This is a genomic window from Actinoplanes sp. KI2, assembly GCF_025630775.1.
Taxonomy (GTDB): Bacteria; Actinomycetota; Actinomycetes; order Mycobacteriales; family Micromonosporaceae; genus Actinoplanes.
Genome location: NZ_JAOSZE010000013.1, coordinates 55936 through 74390 on the forward strand (window position 1 = coordinate 55936; position 18455 = coordinate 74390).

Annotated in this window: 19 protein-coding genes and 1 riboswitch; of the genes, 12 read left to right on the forward strand and 7 right to left on the reverse strand. The window is 70.6% G+C overall.

The genetic code is table 11. The features are described from left to right. The first annotated feature begins 20 nt into the window (after positions 1-20). Positions 21-797, forward strand: coding sequence for a DUF5995 family protein (locus ODJ79_RS15350; RefSeq protein ID WP_263024113.1), 777 nt, complete (start codon positions 21-23; stop codon positions 795-797). 69 nt (positions 798-866) lie between these two features. Here the strand turns inward: ODJ79_RS15350 and ODJ79_RS15355 are convergent, their stop codons facing one another. From ODJ79_RS15355 to ODJ79_RS15365, 3 genes are read right to left on the reverse strand one after another with little or no spacing between them, the layout of a single operon-like run. Next, on the reverse strand, positions 867-1391 hold the full coding sequence (locus ODJ79_RS15355) for a hypothetical protein (RefSeq protein ID WP_263024114.1): 525 nt from the start codon (positions 1389-1391) through the stop codon (positions 867-869). A gap of 35 nt (positions 1392-1426) precedes the next feature. After that, complete coding sequence (locus ODJ79_RS15360) at positions 1427-2797, reverse strand: ATP-binding protein (RefSeq protein ID WP_263024115.1); 1371 nt, start codon at positions 2795-2797, stop codon at positions 1427-1429. Further along, positions 2790-3482, reverse strand: coding sequence for a response regulator transcription factor (locus tag ODJ79_RS15365; protein ID WP_263024116.1), 693 nt, complete (start codon positions 3480-3482; stop codon positions 2790-2792). Before ODJ79_RS15365 ends, ODJ79_RS15360 begins: the two co-directional genes overlap by 8 nt. Positions 3483-3786: 304 nt before the next feature. Between ODJ79_RS15365 and ODJ79_RS15370 the strand changes: the two genes are divergently transcribed. The 5 genes from ODJ79_RS15370 (at position 3787) to ODJ79_RS15390 (ending at position 9072) form a co-directional block, all read left to right on the forward strand. Next, complete coding sequence (locus tag ODJ79_RS15370) at positions 3787-6825, forward strand: discoidin domain-containing protein (RefSeq protein WP_263024117.1); 3039 nt, start codon at positions 3787-3789, stop codon at positions 6823-6825. 55 nt (positions 6826-6880) lie between these two features. Next, on the forward strand, positions 6881-7579 hold the full coding sequence (locus ODJ79_RS15375) for a DUF3800 domain-containing protein (protein ID WP_263024118.1): 699 nt from the start codon (positions 6881-6883) through the stop codon (positions 7577-7579). A gap of 24 nt (positions 7580-7603) precedes the next feature. Then, the gene (locus tag ODJ79_RS15380; RefSeq protein WP_263024119.1) at positions 7604-7978 is read left to right on the forward strand and encodes a VOC family protein; all 375 of its coding nucleotides are present in this window, start codon (positions 7604-7606) and stop codon (positions 7976-7978) included. A 13-nt stretch (positions 7979-7991) separates the two neighbouring features. After that, positions 7992-8774, forward strand: a complete 783-nt coding sequence (locus ODJ79_RS15385) for an endonuclease/exonuclease/phosphatase family protein (RefSeq protein ID WP_263024120.1) — start codon at positions 7992-7994, stop codon at positions 8772-8774. A gap of 94 nt (positions 8775-8868) precedes the next feature. Further along, the gene (locus ODJ79_RS15390; RefSeq protein ID WP_263024121.1) at positions 8869-9072 is read left to right on the forward strand and encodes a hypothetical protein; all 204 of its coding nucleotides are present in this window, start codon (positions 8869-8871) and stop codon (positions 9070-9072) included. Here the strand turns inward: ODJ79_RS15390 and ODJ79_RS15395 are convergent. Next, positions 9027-9782, reverse strand: coding sequence for a VOC family protein (locus ODJ79_RS15395; RefSeq protein ID WP_263024122.1), 756 nt, complete (start codon positions 9780-9782; stop codon positions 9027-9029). The genes ODJ79_RS15390 and ODJ79_RS15395 overlap by 46 nt on opposite strands. A gap of 45 nt (positions 9783-9827) precedes the next feature. Continuing rightward, positions 9828-10142, reverse strand: coding sequence for a DMT family transporter (locus tag ODJ79_RS15400; RefSeq protein WP_263024123.1), 315 nt, complete (start codon positions 10140-10142; stop codon positions 9828-9830). Positions 10143-10156: 14 nt separating this feature from the next. Beyond that, positions 10157-10227, reverse strand: a riboswitch (guanidine-III (ykkC-III) riboswitch). A gap of 86 nt (positions 10228-10313) precedes the next feature. Here ODJ79_RS15400 and ODJ79_RS15405 point away from each other — a divergent pair. Then, positions 10314-10931 (forward strand): DUF305 domain-containing protein, encoded by a 618-nt coding sequence (locus tag ODJ79_RS15405; protein WP_263024124.1) that lies wholly within the window; start codon positions 10314-10316, stop codon positions 10929-10931. A gap of 91 nt (positions 10932-11022) precedes the next feature. Here ODJ79_RS15405 and ODJ79_RS15410 read toward each other — a convergent pair whose 3' ends face one another. Next, complete coding sequence (locus ODJ79_RS15410) at positions 11023-12396, reverse strand: DUF1996 domain-containing protein (protein WP_263024262.1); 1374 nt, start codon at positions 12394-12396, stop codon at positions 11023-11025. A 428-nt stretch (positions 12397-12824) separates the two neighbouring features. Here ODJ79_RS15410 and ODJ79_RS15415 point away from each other — a divergent pair, with 428 nt between their 5' ends. The 4 genes from ODJ79_RS15415 (at position 12825) to ODJ79_RS15430 (ending at position 16009) form a co-directional block, all read left to right on the forward strand. Next, the gene (locus ODJ79_RS15415) at positions 12825-13874 is read left to right on the forward strand and encodes a LacI family DNA-binding transcriptional regulator (protein WP_263024125.1); all 1050 of its coding nucleotides are present in this window, start codon (positions 12825-12827) and stop codon (positions 13872-13874) included. 98 nt (positions 13875-13972) lie between these two features. Next, entirely contained in the window at positions 13973-14758 is a 786-nt protein-coding gene (locus ODJ79_RS15420) for a hypothetical protein (protein ID WP_263024126.1), read from the forward strand. Next, positions 14755-15132 (forward strand): GntR family transcriptional regulator, encoded by a 378-nt coding sequence (locus ODJ79_RS15425; RefSeq protein ID WP_263024127.1) that lies wholly within the window; start codon positions 14755-14757, stop codon positions 15130-15132. Before ODJ79_RS15420 ends, ODJ79_RS15425 begins: the two co-directional genes overlap by 4 nt. A gap of 448 nt (positions 15133-15580) precedes the next feature. Next, positions 15581-16009, forward strand: coding sequence for a hypothetical protein (locus ODJ79_RS15430; protein ID WP_263024128.1), 429 nt, complete (start codon positions 15581-15583; stop codon positions 16007-16009). A 297-nt stretch (positions 16010-16306) separates the two neighbouring features. Here ODJ79_RS15430 and ODJ79_RS15435 read toward each other — a convergent pair whose 3' ends face one another. Continuing rightward, positions 16307-17377, reverse strand: coding sequence for a calcium:proton antiporter (locus ODJ79_RS15435; RefSeq protein ID WP_263024129.1), 1071 nt, complete (start codon positions 17375-17377; stop codon positions 16307-16309). A gap of 41 nt (positions 17378-17418) precedes the next feature. Here ODJ79_RS15435 and ODJ79_RS15440 point away from each other — a divergent pair, with 41 nt between their 5' ends. After that, a complete protein-coding gene (locus ODJ79_RS15440) occupies positions 17419-18417 on the forward strand; it encodes a glutathione S-transferase family protein (protein ID WP_263024130.1) in 999 nt (332 codons plus the stop codon). Positions 18418-18455: the final 38 nt, after the last annotated feature.

Genomic DNA, 18455 nt, shown 5'->3' on the forward strand with positions numbered 1-18455 from the left:
AGAAGCACCTGGAGGAACCGATGACCGAGTCGGTCTGGGGTCCGGTGAAGCAGGAGATGACCGACCTGCTCCAATCGCACCCCGACGACGTGCCCGCCGTGGTCGACCAGCTGACGAAGCTGCAGGACATTCTGGGCCGCGTGCCGCCCCTGCTCGCGGAGAACCCGCTCTGCGACTTCAACAGGCTCTACCTGACGATCACCGAGAGCGTCCTCGAGCGCCTGTATGCGGGCAAGTTCGTCGACCCGTCGTTCCTGTCCCGGCTCGACGTGGAGTTCGCCGCCCGGTACTTCGACGCCCTGCGCGCCTGGGCCGGCCCCGACGCCAGCCCGCACTGCCCGCGCGTGTGGGCCGGGCTGTTCCAGCGGATCCCCGGCCCGGACTGCCGCCCGCTGCCGGCCGCCTGCGCGGGGGTGAACGCGCACATCAACTTCGACCTGCCGTTCGCGCTGGTGACCACGTTCGACCACCTGGGCACCGACCCGATCGACGACAGCGACCAGCACCACGACTACCTGCAGATCAACGAGATCTTCGCGGAAGCCATCCCCGGCCTGCGCCGCGGTTACCTCGACAAGTGGCAGCTGCTGATCGACACCATGAACGGCCGGCTGGACGACTGGTGGCAGGGCGAGGCGGTCGACTACACGAGGAACGTGGCGTGGCGCAACGCCCGGAAGCTGTGGGCGATGCGGCACGACATGTCGGCCACCGACGCCGAACGCGCCCACCTCGACCGAATCGCGTCCGACCTGGGCAAGCTGCTGCTGAGCCCGCTCGGCGAGTTCCTTCAATAAAGCATTCCCGAGTACGCCGCGGCCCGTCCCGGGGGAGACGGGCCGCGGCTCTTGCTCACCCGAGGGCGATCACGACTTGATCGCGATCAGGCGGGCGTCGGTGATGGCGCCGTCCTTGGTGCCGGCCAGGCCGATCTGCTCGCCGGTCTTGAGCGCGGTCTTGTCGGCCGCCTTCTTGTCCTGCACCACCTTCAGCTTGTCGCCGAACGTCCAGGTCAGCGTGAAGCCGTCGGTCGACTTGACGGTCACCTGGGTGGCGGTCACCGCGGTGACCTCGCCGCGCTGGACCACGATCGTCTTGATGCCCTGCTTCTTGGTCTGGATCGTGAACTCGCCGTGCAGGGTGTTCTTGCGCAGGTATTTGCGCACCTGCCCGCCGTGCGGGGCGTCGCCGCTGCCCGCCGAGGCGTTCGGCGACGGGTGGTCGGCCAGCCCGGTGTCGAAGCCGACCTGCTTCAGCGCGAGCGCCTCGTCCGCGAGGTCGGCGGACGCCGCGGACGGTGTCGCGGCGCCGGTCGCGCCGCAGCCGGCGAGGGCCAGACCGCCGAGGGCCAGCATGCCGGTGAGCCCGAGGGCCAGGAGGGTTCGTCTCATGGTGGGAATGCTTTCCCGCACACACGAAGCCGGGATCAGGGCAATGTACGGGAAGCGTAAGTTCGCTCGGGATAGGGCAGCTCCACGACAAACTTTGCGCCACCCTCCGGTGCATGCCCGGCGCTGATCCGGCCGCCGAGCCGAGCCACCAGCCGGGCGGCCAGGGCCAGGCCGAGGCCGCTGCCGACCTTGCGGATGCCCCGGTACTTGCGGTTGAGCGCGCCGCGGTCGAAGGCCACCTTCAGGTCGTCGTCGGTGAAGCCGGGGCCGCCGTCGCGCACCTCGATGACCGCGGCGTCCGGACCGGCGTGCGCGGCCAGCACCAGCGGCGCGCCGGCCGGCACCACGCGCAGCGCGTTCTCGCACAGGCCGTCGATCACCTGCCGGATCCGGCCCGGGTCGGTGGTCACCATGATCGGCTGGGTGGGCAGCTGCACCCGCAGCAGCGGTCCGTCCGGCGCGCAGCGGGCCGCCCAGGCGTCCCCGGCCGAGCGGACCAGGTCGACGACGTCCACCGCGACCACATCCAGCGGCAGGTCGGCGGCCTCCAGCCGGGACAGCACGAGCAGATCGGAGATCAGCCGGTCCAGGCGCTCCGACTCGGCCAGCATGGTGGCGCCCGCCTTCTCGGCGCCGTCCTCCGCCACCACGCCGTCGGCCAGCGCCTCGGCGTACCCCCGGATGGTGGCCAAGGGGGTGCGGAGCTCATGCGAGACGCTCAACAGGAAGTCCCGCTCGCGCCCCTCGCTGATCTGCAGGGCGCCGGCGAGCTGGTTGATCGCGTCGGCCAGGTCGGCGGCCTCGGCCGGGCCGCGCCGGGAGATCCGCACCGAGCGGTCCCCCGCGGACAGCCGCGCCGCCGCGCTCGCCGCCAGCCGGATCGGCCGCGCGATGAAGCGGGCCAGCAGCGCGCCGGCCAGGATGCCGCCGGCCAGACCGGCCAGGATCGCGATCCAGATGCTGCCGAGCACCTTGGCGGTCGTGCCGATGGCGACCGGGCGGGTGAGGATCACACCGCTGCGCTGACCGCTGAGCGGCTGGCCGACGATGAACGACGGGCGGCCGTCCACCAGGGACCGCGTGTCCACCTTCAGGCCCGCCGCGACCTGGTTGACGACGCGGGCGGGCAGGCCGGGACGGTCGACCACGCCCCGGCGTACGAGATAGATCTCGACGTGCTCGTCGCGCAGGTCGGTCGCGATGCGCTCGCGGGCCGCCTGCTTCTCCGTGGTCAGCAGCTCCACCGCGATCTTGCTCTGCTCGACCAGCTCGGCGCGGATCCGCTGGTTCACCGAGCGGGTCGCCACCGGTACCGCGACCAGCGCCGTCACGATCACGGCGACCACCGCGGTCGCGGCCGTGACCAGCACGACCCGCCCGGTCAGGGTGCGGAAGAAGTCACGCATCGGCGGTGTAGCCGACGCCGCGCACGGTGCGGATCAGGGACGCGGCGTCGCCGAGCTTGGCCCGCACCTGGGCGACGTGGACATCGACGGTACGGGTGCCGGCCGCGGACGCGTAGCCCCAGACGCTGGCCAGCAGCTCCTCCCGGGTGAACACCCGGCCCGGCCGGCCCAGCAGGTGGCCGAGCAGATCGAACTCGGTCGGGGTCAGGCTCAGCGGCGCGCCGTCGACGGTGACCTGGCGCCGGCCCGGGTCGAGCGTCACCGGGCCCAGCGTGCGCACCCGCTTGCCCTCGTCGGGCGAGCCGGACGCGCGGCGCAGCAGGGTCTTGACCCGGGTGACCAGCTCGCGCGGGCTGAACGGCTTGGTGACGTAGTCGTCGCCGCCCATCTCCAGGCCGAGGATGCGGTCGACCTCGTCGTCGCGCGCGGTGAGGAAGATGACCGGCGTCCAGTCGCCGTCGGCCCGCAGCCGCCGGACGATCTCGGTGCCCTCCATGCCGGGCAACGCGATGTCGAGGATGCAGGCCACCGGCCGCAGGCGCCGGGCTGCGGCGAGCCCGGCGGTGCCGTCGTGTTCCACGTGCACGCCGAAGCCGTCCCGGGCCAGGTAGAGCCGGACCAGGTCGGCGATCGGCCGCTCGTCCTCGACCACCAGGACGAGGCCCTTTCCGGGGGTGTCGCTCACCGCTCCATCATGCCCGCGACCGGCCGCGGGCGGTGTTCGGGCAAGGTAAGGGCGGGTGGCCGACGACGAGGGTGTTGGCCGCCGGCCACCGGTCGAGTTGGAGAGCGCTCTCCAAACCCACTGCCACCCTGACCCGTACGACCGGTGATTGTCAATGGGTGGACCGTTTTACGTGGGTTGTTCCGAGCAGCCGGACCGGAACCGGGCCACGGTATTGACACGGATGAAAGCGCGGCGTAACACTTCGCGCAATGACGGAGAGCGCTTTCCCCGAGCGCAGCCGCTCTATCCCCGGGAGTTATCCGTGAATACGGCTTCCTCGCCGCCGCGCCCCGCGTGGCGGCGCCTCATCCCTGTCCTCGTCGTGGCGATCATCGTCGCCTACGTCGCGGTCGTGCAGCTCGGCGCGCACGCCGCGGACACCCTGCTCTCGCAGGGCAAACCCACCACCGCGTCGTCCCAGGAGGGCGACGGGTACGCGGCCGCCCTGGCGACCGACGGCAACGCGAACACCCGCTGGGCCAGCGCCTGGAGTGATCCGCAGTGGATCCGGGTCGACCTGGGCGCCACCTCGACGATCACCTCGGTGGTCCTGCAGTGGGAGAGCGCGTACGGCAAGGCGTACCAGATCCAGACCTCGCCGGACGGCACCACCTGGACCACGATCTACTCCACCAGCACCGGCCCCGGCGGCACCGAGACTCTCGCCGTCAGCGGAACCGGCCGCTACGTGCGGATGTACGGCACCCAGCGAGGCATCGGCTACGGCTACTCGCTGTGGGAGTTCAAGGTCTACGGCGGGACCACGACGACCCCGACCACGCCGCCCACGACGCCGCCGACCACCGCGCCCACCCAGGTGCCGGGCGACTTCACCACGATCTGGTCGGACTCCTTCGACGGCGCGGCCAACACCTCGCCGTCGGGCGCGAACTGGCTGCTGCGGACCGGCACCTCGTACCCCGGTGGCGCCGCGAACTGGGGCACCGGCGAGGTGGAAACCGCGTCGAGCAGCACCGCGAACGTCTATCTCGACGGCACCGGAAAGCTGAACATCAAGGCGATCCGCGACGGCGCCGGCAACTGGACGTCGGGCCGGATCGAGACGCAGCGCACCGATTTCGAGCCGACGGCCGGGACGATGACGAAGTTCAGCGCCGTCCTCAAGCAGCCGGACGTGGCGAACGGTCTCGGCTACTGGCCCGGGTTCCGGGCGACCGGCGCCGCCTACCGGGGCAACTACAACAACTGGCCGGGCGTCGGCGAGACCGACATCATGACCGACGTCAACGGGCGCAACCAGCTGTCGCAGACGCTGCACTGCGGCACCGCCCCGGACGGGCCGTGCGCCGAGTACAACGGCCGCGCCTCCGGGCTGGCCAGCTGCGCCGGCTGCCAGAGCGGTTACCACGAGTACTCGCAGGTGATCGACCGGACCAGGACCGACGAGGAGATCCGGTTCTACCTCGACGGGCGGCAGACCTGGCTCGTGCGCGAGTCGCAGGTCGGCGTCACGGCCTGGAACGCGGCCGTGCACCACGGCTTCTTCCTGCGCTTCGACCTGGGCATCGGCGGGTCGCTGCCGAACGCGATCGCCGGGCGCACCACGCCGACCGCCGACACCACCTCGGGCGGCGTGCTCAGCGTCGACTCGGTCAGCGTGTCCCGGGCGACCGGTACGACGCCGGCCGCGATGACCGACCCGGCGACGCCGAGCGGGCCCAGCGTGGTGAAGGTGACCGGCTCGCAGGGCAACTGGCAGCTGCAGGTCGGCGGCTCGGCGTACCGGATCAAGGGGTTGACCTACGGTCCGCCGCAGGCGGCCGCGGACGGCTACATGCGCGACCTGCACGCCATGGGCGTCAATACGATCCGGATCTGGGGAGTGGACGACGCCAATACCCCGACGCTGCTGAACCGGGCAGCGCAGCAGGGCATCAAGGTGGTCGTCGGGCACTGGCTGAACCAGGGCGCCGACTACGTGAACGACACAGCTTATAAAAACTCGGTGCAGACCGAGATCGTGAACCGGGTCAACGCGCTGAAGAACAACCCGGGCGTGCTGATGTGGGACGTCGGCAACGAGGTCATCCTCACCATGCAGGACCACGGACTGTCGGCGGCCGAGGTGGAGGCGCGCCGGGTCGGGTACGCGAAGTTCGTCAACCAGCTGGCCCAGGCGATCCACGCGGCCGACCCGAATCACCCGGTGACCTCGACCGACGCCTATACCGGCGCCTGGCCGTACTACAAGCAGTACGCGCCGGATCTGGACCTGCTGGCGGTCAACTCGTACGGCGCGATCGGCAACGTCTACAACGACTGGGTGGCCGGCGGCTACACCAAGCCGTACATCGTCACCGAGGGCGGCCCGTCCGGCGAGTGGGAGGTCCCCAACGACGTGAACGGGGTGCCGACCGAGCCGACCGACGTGCAGAAACGGGACGGGTACGCGAACAGCGTCGCCGCCATCAACGCGCACCCCGGTGTCGCGCTGGGCGTGACCGAGTTCCACTACGGGCTCGAGAACGACTTCGGCGGCGTCTGGCTCAACACGTTCACCGGCGGCTGGCGGCGGCTCGGCTACTACGCGCTCAGCCAGGCGTATTCGGGACAGACCCCGGCCAATACCCCGCCGGTCATCTCGTCGATGTCGGTGTCGAACCAGACCGCGGTCCCGGCCGGCGGCACGTTCACGGTCACCGTTGCCGCCAGCGACCCGCAGAACGACCTGATCCGCTACAACCTGATGTATTCCGACAAGTACATCAGCGGCGGGACGGGGCTGCGGAACGCGACCTTCACCGACAACGGGAACGGCTCGTTCACCGTTAAGGCGCCGGAGACGCTCGGCGTCTGGAAGGTCTACGTGTACGCGTACGACGGCCAGGGCAACGTCGGCATCGAACAGAAGTCGATCAAGGTGGTGCCGCCCACCGAATCGGGGACCAACCTCGCGAAGGGCAGGACCACGACGGCCTCGAGCTATCAGCCGACCGGCACCAACGGCGCGCAGCTGCCGCAGTACGCGACCGACGGTGACTACGGCACGCGCTGGGCCAGCGAATGGGTCGACACGGCCTGGCTGCAGGTCGACCTCGGCTCGACCCAGTCGTTCAACCACGTGCAGCTGGCGTGGGAGGCCGCCTACGCCACGTCCTACCAGCTGCAGACCTCGACCGACGGGACGAATTGGACGACGGTCTATTCGACGTCGAGCGGCGACGGCGGATTCGATGAGCTAAATATTTCCGGCAGTGGTCGCTATGTCCGAGTAAATGGGACAACCCGCGCCACCACCTACGGCTACTCGCTCTGGGAGTTCGGCGTCTACCGCGGCTGATCTCCCGTGGGGCCGCCCCTTGTGGGGAAGGGGCGGCCCCACATACACATGTCGGATGCGGGAAATAGCCTGTGACGAATCCGGGTACGAGGGCGAGAAGCTCATCGGCTCGACCACGCGCTATTTCGCGCACGCCTCCGTTCTTCTCCCCGACGCGGCGGCGGTCCTGGCCGAGCTCCGCGACCGGATCCGCTCCCCCGCCACCCAGTACAAGGCCACCCATCTGCTGCGCGAGAAACACCGCGCGACGTTGCTGTGGTTTCTCGGTGAGAACGGCCCGGTATTCGGGCGCGGCCATGTCTTCCTGCTGGAGAAGGCGGCATTCGTGCGGGACGCGTTCGCCGAGCACATCGGGCTTCCGATACCCGACCTGTCGGTCGCCAATGACCTCCTGCGGGCGAAATCGTCTTGGCCACCCCGCGGGAAATGGGGCGAGCGGGTGGCCGATTTCCGCGCCTGGCTCGCCGAGGACCCGATCGGCCGCTCCGTTCTCGACCCGCTCGTCCCGGCGATCGTCGCGGCCGTGAAGCATTGGGGCCCGACCGCCATCGCGCACGACCGGCAGACCCAGCTCCCGCCGCGCCGGATCGAGATCCTTCGCGAGCGCTGCGCCCTCCAGGAGATCCGGTTTCTCGACGCGACCGGCCACCCCGAGATCCAGATCGCCGACATCCTGGCCGGCACGGTCCGCGCGCTCACCGAGGCAGGCGACCCGGCCGCGCAACGCCTTCTCCTCGCCTATGTGACGGCCTAGTCTCCGAGAATAGAGGAGGTCAGCATGGACAAGGTCGTGCATTTCGAGGTGCCGTTCGACGACGGCGAGCGGGCCACGACGTTCTATCGCGAGGCGTTCGGCTGGCGGCTCGACTCGATGCCGCAGTTCCAGTACACGATGGTCGGCACCACGGAGACCGACGAGCAGGGCCGGCCGACGGAGCCGGGCGCGATCAACGGCGGCATGCTCCACCGGCAGGGCCCGATCACCGCACCGGTCATCACGGTCGACGTGGCGGACATCGACGACGCGCTCGCCCGGATCGAGAAACTCGGCGGCAAGGTCGCGATCGGCAAGCAGCCGGTCGGCCAGATGGGATTCAGTGCCTACTTCCATGACACCGAGGGCAATCTGATCGGGCTCTGGCAGAACGGTTGAGTATGTTACATCGATGCGTGTCATGGTCTGGAACGTGTGGTGGCGCTTCGGTGGCAACTGGCGGGAACGCGAGCAGAGCATTCATGCCACGCTCGAGGCGTACCGCCCGGACGTGCTGGGCCTGACCGAGAGCTGGTCCGGCGAGGGCACCGACCAGCCGCAACGCCTGGCGGCCCCGGGCGGCCTGCACGCCGCATGGGCGCCGTCGCCGTTCCCCGCGATCGCGAACAATGCCTTCGGGGACCCCGGACAACCGGGCATCGAGATGGGCATCGGACTGCTCAGCCGCTGGCCGATCGTCGCCGTCGAGGCTCACGAACTGCCCGCCGCGCGGCGCGGCCGGCCCGGACCCGCCGTGCTGCTCGCCACCCTCGATCATCCGCGCGGCCCGCTGCACGTCATCGTGGCGGACGCCGAGCCGTGCCTGGCCCAGTGCCGGGCGCTGGCCGAGCTCGCCACCGCCCCTCGGCTGGACGGCCCGCTGCCGGTGCTCCTGCTCGGCGACCTGAACGCCGGCATCGACCAGCCGACGCTGGCGCCGCTGCGCGACGCGATGGTCGACACCTGGTCGGCGGCCGGGGCCGACCCCGCGGCGGTGACCTTCGACTCGGCCCTCCCGTACGCCCCGCACGACGCGCCCGACCTGATCGACCGCCGCATCGACCACGTCCTCGCCCGCCCCGGCCGGCCCGGCCAGCATCTGCCGGTGCACGGCGCGTTCCTGGCCGGCGACCGGCCCTGCGGCGGCGTCTACCCCTCCGACCACTACGCGGTCGGGGTGGACCTGGAGCCGTGACGCGGAAATTTGCCCGCCGAGAATCCAAAGGGTCGCTGCAACCCGGCCGATGGTCGGCGGCAACTGAACCGCAACCGACCCCAAGGGGGACGAGATGGCGACCATCCCGCTCAGCACCGGCGCCCGCGCCCTGCTCACGCACTGCCAGGCCCGGTTGGACGTCGACCTGTCCGCCCGCAACGCCGCGGCCCGGGCCGTCGAGCAGGACGACAACGCCCTCGGCCGGGCCCAGCAGGCGGCCCGGCGCGAACTTCAGTCCCGCGCCGTGCGGGGCCGCACCGTCGACGTCGCGCTCTGACCCACCCGCGCCCCCGCGATGCTGAACTCGTTGCCGTCGGGATCCGCCAGCACGACCGAGCCGTCCTTACCGATCCCGACCTGAGTGGCGCCGAGGGAGATCAGTTCGTCGGCCGCCGCCTGCCGGCCGACGGCGGCCGCGACGAGCTCGAGGCGCTGACGGTTGGGCTCCGTTTTCGGGGGCACGGGAGGTCCACCCCAGGCGATCTTGGTGCCTCCGGCCGGCGACTGGATCGCCGTCTCCTGGTCCTGGTCCCACACCAACGGCCAGCCCAGCGCCCTGCTCCAGAACAGGCCGACCTCCCGGTTGCCCTCACCAGCAAGCTCACCCAGCGGGCCGCACCCGGCTAGGTAGGCGTTGCCGGGCTCGATCACGCAGAACTCGTAGCCCGCGGGGTCGGCCAGGACGACATGCCGGTCCTCGGGTCGCTGCCCGACGTCGAGGTGGCGGCCACCCAGCTCGAGCGCCGTCGCCACCGTGCGTTCCTGGTCATCGAGATCGACGCTGGTCAGGTGCAGGTGCATGCGGTTCGCTCCGGGTCGGCCCGCGCGGCCCGGAACGAACCGGAGACCGAGCTGGCCGTCCTCCCCGGGCAGAAGCGCCCCGGCGACGTCCTCGACGACCTCCCGGCCGAGCAGAGCGGCCCAGAACCGGGTCGCCCGAACCGGGTCGTCCGCCTCGAAGGTCACCGCCACCAGCCGCGAATGCATCACCAGACCGTAGACACCGCTTTGCCGGGACAACAAGGCGCCTCGTCAGTGGAAGACCTTGAGGCCGACCACGCCGGCCACGACCAGCAGCAGGCAGATCAGCCGGGGCAGGGTGGCCGGCTCGCCGAGGGCGACCATGCCGATCACGGCGGTGCCGACCGCGCCGATGCCCACCCACACCACGTAACCGGTGCCGACCGGGACCGTGCGCAACGCGTAGGCGAGACCGGCCATGCTCAGCGCGAGCGACACCACGAAGGTCACGCTGGGGATCGGGCGGCTGAGGCCGGCGCTGCGATGGAGGGCGATGGCCCAGACGGTCTCCAGCATGCCGGAGAGCACCAACACGGCCCATGCCATGACGAGTCACCTCTTCGGCGGTCGTCTTGTCCAGGCCGGGTACGACGCGCAACTCGTCCGGGATGTCCGCTGCGGCGGGCACCGGAATCCAGGCTAGCAAGCGGTTCGCCCGGGGCCGTCCGAAAAGTGACGGAGAGCGCTCCATCGATCGGCATTATCGTTACGAGAGCGTTGCCATTCATCAATATCGAATCGTTGACAGACCGGATCGGGAAAAGTCAGACTCGGCGCGTGAAAATGATTGCCCGGCTCCTGCTCGCCGGCCTGCTGGCGACGACCGGGCCGGCCGGGTGCAGGAGTTCGCGGCCCGAGGCGGACACCATCCCGGCGCCGACCACGGCGACCCAGTTCGGCGGCACCGACCTCGCCTGGATCGAGATCAACATCGCGATGGACGAGCAACTGCTGCCCCTGCTCGGGCTCGTCCCGCGCAGCAGCGGCAGCCCCGGCGTGCAGGCCCTGGCGCTGCAAGTCCAGGCATTCACCACGGCCGAGCTGTCCAGCCTGCGCGCGCTGCACGACCAGGCCGGGCTGCCCGCGGTGAACCCGCACAAGGGCATGGAGATGCCCGGCATGGTCACCCCGCAACAGGTCACCGATGCGCAGGCGCTGTTCGGAAAGAGGTTCGACGCGGACGCGCTCAAGCTGATCCGGGCGCACCTCGAACAGGGCCAAAATCTCGCCGACAGCGAGAACAAATCGGGAGTCGAACCGCAGACGCGCGCCTTGGCGCTTCAGGTTCTCCGCACCCGCAGCGCCGCCTTGACGACGCTCGAAAGCATTCATTAATTGCGCGGGAAAATGGGAAAGGGCGCCGCCGCGCGGACGACGCCCTTTCGACTCGCCTTTCCACTCGCCTTTCGACTCGCCGGAGTTGCCGCTACGGGAGCTCGTAGTTCTCGTTGAGGGCGGCGCCACGGTCCGGCTTGTACTGGTCGAAGCCGCGCGGGTCGCACTGCAGGCCGCCGTTGATGCAGTGGGTGGTGAGGGCGGCCAGGGTCGGGACGTCCCAGGCGTTGAAGACGTCGTAGTGGAAGCTGTAGCCGCGGCCGCTGGAGAAGTGGACCTGCGACATGTCGCCGCTAACCGGCCACGCCATCTTGAACTCGATCATCGGGACGGCGACCGGGTGGTCGTTCGGGCAGATGCCGAGCACCGGGTAGACCATGTGGCTCTTGTGGTCGGGGGTGTCCAGGTGCAGGCCGTCCCAGCAGCTCGGGGCCTGCATGCGGACGTTGAGCTGGGTGCCGGCCGGACAATTGGCCGGGATGTCCCAGTTGAACGAGCTGTCGCCGCATTCGAAGCCCTCGACGGCGCCCGGGGCGTTCCGGAAGTCGTCCATGGTCGCGGCCGGACTGCCCACCACGTACCGCAGGCCGGGCGGGAACGGGCGCACGCTGCGGTAGTCGATCACGCCGCTCTTGTAGTAGATGACCTGGCGGCCGACCGGCTGGACGGCGGTGGTGCCGTTGAGCAGCGTCGGCATCCAGTAGCCGGTCTTGTCACCGGGCGTGATGCAGGCCGTGCCGCCCGCCTGCAGGCTGCTCAGCGTGGTGGCCGCGTTGGTGGTCGTGTTGCCCATGAACGTGTGCGAGTGCGAGGCGCCCGGCATGTTCGGGAAGACGATCGGGTCGTCGTTCAGGTTGGAGCGGCTCACCGCGCAGTTGGCCTGGAACTCGTGGTGCGTGGTGGGCGGGTTGGTGGCCGGCGGGACGGCGGTCGACGGCACCACGCCGGTGACCGGCGGTACGGCCATGATGTAGCCCGGTCCGTCGGTGGCGGGCGGGTTGACCAGGCTGCCGTAGACCTTGAACTCGTACAGCGAGTAGCCGTAGCCGGTGCCACGCTGGGTGCCGTACATGCGCACGTAGCGACCGGAACCGCTCACCGTGAGCGTCTCGGGGCCGCCCGTGCCGTTGGTCTTGGTGTAGATCGTGGTCCAGGCGCTGCCGTCGGCCGAGGTCTGGATCTGGTACGCCTTCGCGTAGGCGGCCTCCCATTGCAGCTGCACGGACGTGATGTTCGCGGTGCCGCCCAGGTCGACGCGCAGCCACTGCGGGTCGCTCCAGGCGCTGCCCCAGCGGGTCGTCGCGTTGCCGTCGACGGCCGCCGCGGCGGGCGCGCCGCCGTTCTCGGTGGACGAGGCGATCGCGGGCCGGCCCTGCGAGAGCAGCGTGTCGGCGGCGTGGGCGGCCTCGACGCCGGCGATCGCGAGGGTGCCGGCGAGGGCGGCGACCGCGGTCGAGGCGAGGATCGCGCGTGTTCTGCGTCTTGCTTTCGGCCGGGCGTCGAGCCGGGCCGTGGATTCAGTGTTCACTCGGATCTCCACAGTTCTCCACGGGGATGGGGGTATACGACCGCCCAGCGCGGGGACACCGGGCGGCGGTCGGAGAGCGCTTTCCGAGTCTGCGCCTCGACATGACAGGCGTCAATGCCGGAAGGGCCGTTCCCGGTTCCGGAACCAATCCGCCGGGAAACGGCCGGCAAGCGGGGGCGGCCGGCGGGTGCCCACCGACTCACGCGATAGTCGCGCTGCGGACCGGTGTTGCAGGTGCTCGCGCGGAGAATCGGGGACGGCCGCGGCCGGCGGGGAGCCGCCCGGCGTACGGTGTAGGGAATTTGGTGATCGCCGAGCGGAAGCTGCGGTCGGAGAGCGCTTTCCGACTGTGCTATAAAGACCGCATGCAGAGCGGGCGCACCTCGGTCGATCGGCTGCCGACGCTGGAAGACGTGGCGCGGGTGGCGGGAGTGTCCCGCGCGACCGTCTCGCGGGTGATCAACGGCGTGCGGAACGTCGATCCGCAGCTGCACGAGGTCGTGTGGGACGCCGTCGGGCGGACCGGCTACGTGCCCAACCGGCTGGCTCGATCGCTGGTCACCCGGCGGACCGGGACCGTGGCGCTGGTGGTGTCGGATTCCGAGTCGCACGACGACGATCCGTTCATGGGCCGGTTCTTCGCCGATCCCTATTTCGGGCGGGTCGTCGGCGGGCTGATGAGCGTGTTGCGGCAGGCCGGCGTGCAGTTGGCGTTGCAGATCGTGGGCACCGAGGACGGCCGGCGACGGCTCGTCGGCGACCTGCGCAACGGGCAGGCCGACGGCGCGATCGTGCTGTCGCTGCCGGCCGTCGACCCGCTGCCGCGGATGCTGACCGACGGCGGGGTGCCGGCCGTGATGATCGGCCGCCCGGGCGAGGCGGTGCCGATCAACTACGTGGACCTCGCCAACGAGACGGGAGCCACGCTGGCGGCCGAGCACCTGCTCGGGCGCGGGTGCCGGCGGATCGGGATGATCTCGGGACCGGCCGAGGTGCCGGCCAGCCACGACCGGATCTCCGGGTTTCGGCGGACGATGGCGAAACACGGCCACGGCTGGGTGCCGATCGAGGCCGGCAACTTCACCCAGGAGAGCGGCGAGACCGCGATGCGCGCACTGCTCGCCGAGCACCCCGATCTCGACGGCGTGTTCGTCGCCAACGACCTGATGGCCGTGGGCGCGCTGCTGGCGCTGCGCGAGGCCGGGCGCCCGGTGCCCGACCAGGTGGCGATCGTCGGCTTCGACGACAGCAGCGCGGCGGTGGCGGCCACGCCGGCCCTGACCACCGTGCGCCATCCCCTGGAGGACATGGCGGCCGAGGCGGCGCGGCTGCTGCTGGCCCGGATCGACGACCCGGAGATGCGGGTGTCGTCGGTGATCTACGAGCCGACCCTGGTGCTGCGCCAGTCCGCCTAGATTCACCGGCCTCACCGAATGTGCCAAGTGTTTGACACAAGCACCCGGCGTGGCTCATCCTCCTTGTGCCAAACGCTTGACACAACGGGGAGCGCCGCATGACCGCACTGATGATCCGGGGGGTCGCCCGGCGTACCGCCGTGCTGCGCTGGGCGGGCGCCGCGGTCGGCGTGATCGTCGGCGGCATCGCCGCGCGATCGGGTGATCTCGGCACCGGGCTGCTGCTGGCCGCGCCGCTGTTCGGGCTGTGCACGCTAGTCGGCGTACTCGCCGGTGAGCTGACGGTTCGGCCACCGCGCGGGCCGATGCGGGTCGCGGCCGTCGAGGTCCGCCGCATCCGCGACTACCTGCCACACCGCCTCGGCCGGGTGGTCGCCGCGGCCGGCGGAGCGCTCGCGGTCCTGCTCACCGCCACGACCTGGGCCGGTAGCCCCGACGACCTGGGGCGCCCCGGACGGTCGCTGACCTGGCGGTGCACGCCCGACACGGTGGAGAGCCACGGCCCGTGGCCGGGCGTGTTCTATGCCGGTCGGCTCGCGGTCGTCGTGGTGTTCGGCGTGCTGCTCGCGTACGTCGCCGTGCGGGCCATCGTCCGCCGACCGCGCTCCGGCGACGCCGGTGACGTGGCCGTCGATGACGCGCTGCGCCGGCGTGCGGCCCGCGTCGTCACCGGCGCGGTCGGCGCTCTCATCGCCATCCCGCTCGCCGGTGTCGGCCTGACGGCCGGCGGCGGCCTGCTCAGCATCTCCTGCGCGTCGACGTGGTGGACAACGGCGGGCTGGGCCCTGATCGCCCTGGTTCCGGCATCGCTTGCCCTCGTGGGCTGGTGCGCCACGGCGGCACTCACCCCGGACCGGGTCGACCCCCTGGCGCGGACGCGGTGACCGACCGTCCGGCGTTGACGGTGGTCACCGACGATCCCACGCCGCCGTACGAGCAGCTGCGACGCCAACTGGTCGAGCTGATCCGGTTCGGCGTGCTGGCGCCCGGTGATCGCCTTCCGCCCCTCCGCCAACTCGCCGCCGACCTGGGGTTGGCCGTCGGCACGGTCGCCCGGACGTACCGCGAGCTGGAGGTGGCCGGGTTGGTGATCTCCCGGCGGGGCGGCGGAACCCGGGTCGCGGCGGTACCCGCACCCCGGTCGGACCCGGACGAGGCGCTGCGGGACAGCGCCACGGCGTTCGTCCGCGCGGCGCGGCTGCTCGGCGTGGCGGATGAGCAGATCGTGTCTGCGGTCGCTCGGGCGCTGGGCCGCTGATTGTCCGAAGAGGACGACCGGTCGGCAATCCGGTCGACCGCCCGCTCGCCTTCGGCCCTTCGGCGACAAGCACGGGCACGACGTTCCCGGCCGCAAGCCTCGTCCTGATAGGACCAACCCCACCCGCCGCATGGCCCTCCAACGGACCCGCAGCCGGCGGACACACCGCACGAACCACCAACACTCCACCCGCTCGACGGCGCAACCGGGCGGTCCGCCGCGACCGGCGGGATAGGGCTACGAAAACGCCAAACCACCGCCGAGAAAGCCCTGGCCAGCGGCAATGCGCCACAGCAAACGTCCGGCGCCGCCGTCGATATCCATGCACGTCGCTGCGGCGTTGGCCGCCGGAGATCCGGACCTACCGCCATGATCACCGGGCTCGCAGATCACTCAACGAAACGCACCCTGTGTTCCAGATAGTCATCTCTTTCTCACGGGGGTTCACATGAAACACCGCAACCTGCGCCGGCGCCTGGGCGTCCTGGCGGCGGCGGCCATGCTGTTGTTCAGCGCGCTGCCGGCTGTAGCGGCCAACGCGGCACTGCAGGCCGTCTCGAAGATCTCAGTCGTCAACAACGGCGGGTACGTGTTCTCGTTCCAGGTGCAGTGGCTCAGCGGCGACGACGGCACGTGGCACACCGCCGACTGGAACAGCGGCCAGTACCCGATCAACCAGACCCGGACCACCCCGCCCCTGTCCCAGATAGGCGTGCCGGACGACGCACTGGCGGTCACGCCGTACGGCTCGGCCGTGCTGGGCACATCCGCGCAGGGCCACGGCTTCGTCCGGTTCACCCCGTCCAGCAGCAACGTCGCCACCTACCGCGCCACCGGCACGACATTCGTCGGCTTCGACATCAGCCTGATCTCCTGACGCACTTGGCACCACCGCCCGGCGGGCGCGAGAAGCTCGCCGGGCAACGGTTCCGGCCCAGCGTCAGCGCTCACAGCTGCCAGACCTGCGGGACTGCCGGGCTTGCGGCAGGCCGTGGCCAGGCGCCCCGGCGAAGTCCCGGTACGCGGCACCGGCGGTGGTCCTGGGCCGGGCCCGCCCGGCAGCCGGGCGCGGAGCTGTTGGTGCAGCCGGCGGCCCTGGCACGCCGGGGACTTGGCGGACGCTCGTACGGGAAAGGCGGCGGGAGGGAAACGCCCAGGTCTCTTCGACGTGGGGTCAGGGGCTGGCCGCCATGAAGAGGAACACGGCCGCCAGGGACAGGTGGAGGCCGCCCTGCAGGACGTTTGCGCGGCCGGGAACGATGGTCAGGGTGCCCACCGCGACGGTCAGGGCCAGCAGGATCATCTGGGTGCCGCCCAAACCCAGCAGCAGCGGGCCGGACAGCCAGATCTTCGCGATGGCGATCGCCGGGATGGTCAGGCCGATGCTGGCCATGGCCGAGCCGATCGCGAGGTTGAGGCTGGTCTGGACGCGGTCGCGGGCGGCGGCCCGGACGGCGGCGATCGTCTCGGGCAGCAGCACCAGCAGGGCGATCGCCACGCCGACCACGGCCTGCGGCATGCCGAGGTCGCCGACCGCCTTCTCGATCGCCGGGGAGACGCCCTTGGCCAGGCCGACCACGCCGATCAGGGCGAGCAGCAGCAGGCCGAGGCTGGTCAGCGCGGCACGGCCGGTCGGCGGGTCGACGTGCTGCTCGGTGTCGATGACCTCGCCGGCCGTGGTGATCGGCAGGAAGTAGTCGCGGTGGCGTCGGGTCTGGACGGTCACGAAGAGCGCGTACAGGGCCAGCGACGTGACCGCGGCGAACGCCAGCTGCGCGGGCGAGAACTCCGGGCCGGGGCGGCTGGTGGTGACGTTGGGCAGCACCAGGCTGAGCGTCGCGATCGTGATGACGGTGGCGAACGCGCCACCGGTGCCCTCGGGGTTGAAGACGGCCACCCGCCGGCGGAGGGCCGCGACCAGCAGGGACAGGCCGACCAGGCCATTACAGGTGATCATCACGGCGGCGAAGACGGTGTCGCGCGCCAGGGACTGGGTCTTCGCGCCGCCGCTGATCATCAGGGTGACGATGAGCGCGACCTCGATGACGGTGACGGCCACGGCCAGCACGAGCGAGCCGAACGGCTCACCCACCTTGTGCGCGACGACCTCGGCGTGGTGGACGGCGGACAGCACGGCGGCGCCCAGGACCAGGGCGACGACCGCGACCACCGGCGGGGGTAGATCACGGCCCCAGGTCAGGACGAGGGTGGCGACGGCAAGGATGGGTGTAATGGCTGCTTTCATCAAGCAACCTTACGTGCGATACGGCTGGCAGTATGGGTTTTATGGCGTACGTGAATCCGTCCGGGGAGTTCACCCGGGATCAGCGGTACATTCCGACTCGCATCACTGAGGACGGCCGGGACGGCTACCCGGTCGAGCCGGGGCGCTACCGGCTGATCGTGAGCCGGGCCTGCCCGTGGGCCAACCGGGCGATCATCGTACGGCGGCTGCTGGGGCTCGAGGACGTGCTCTCGATGGGCGTCGCCGGCCCGACCCACGACAAGCGGAGCTGGAGCTTCGACCTCGACCCGGACGGGCGCGACCCGGTGCTGGGCATCGAGCGGTTGCAGGAGGCGTATTTCGCCCGCTTCCCCGGGTACGAGAAGGGGATCACCGTCCCGGCCATGGTCGACATCCCGACCGGTCAGGTGGTGACCAACGACTTTGCGCAGATCACCATCGACCTGTCGCTGGAGTGGACCAAGTATCAGCGGGCCGGGGCGCCGGCGCTCTACCCGGCTTCGCTGCGGGAGCAGATCGACAAGGTCAACCGGTTCGTCTTCGCGGATGTGAACAACGGCGTCTACCGGGCCGGGTTCGCGGGGACGCAGGAGGCGTACGAGCAGGCTTATGCGCGGCTCTTCGACCGCCTCGACAAGCTGTCGTCACATCTTGAAGATCATCGTTACCTGGTCGGCGACACGATCACCGAGGCGGACGTACGGCTGTTCACCACGCTGGCCCGCTTCGACGCGGTCTATCACAACCACTTCAAGTGCAATCGGAACAAGCTCAGCGAGATGCCCGTCCTGTGGGCGTACGCGAGGGACCTGTTCCAGACTCCCGGCTTCGGCGACACGATCGATTTCGTCGACATCAAGCGGCATTACTACCTGGTGCACCGGGACATCAACCCGACCGGGATCGTGCCGGCCGGGCCCGACCTGACCACCTGGCTCGAACCGCACGACCGGGCGAGACTGGGCGGCCGGCCGTTCGGGGACGGCACTCCCCCGCCACCGCCGCGCGAGCCGGTGCCGGCGGGGCACGGCGCCGTCTGATCGCCGGTTCCCGCGGACCGAATTTGTCGTACCGCGCG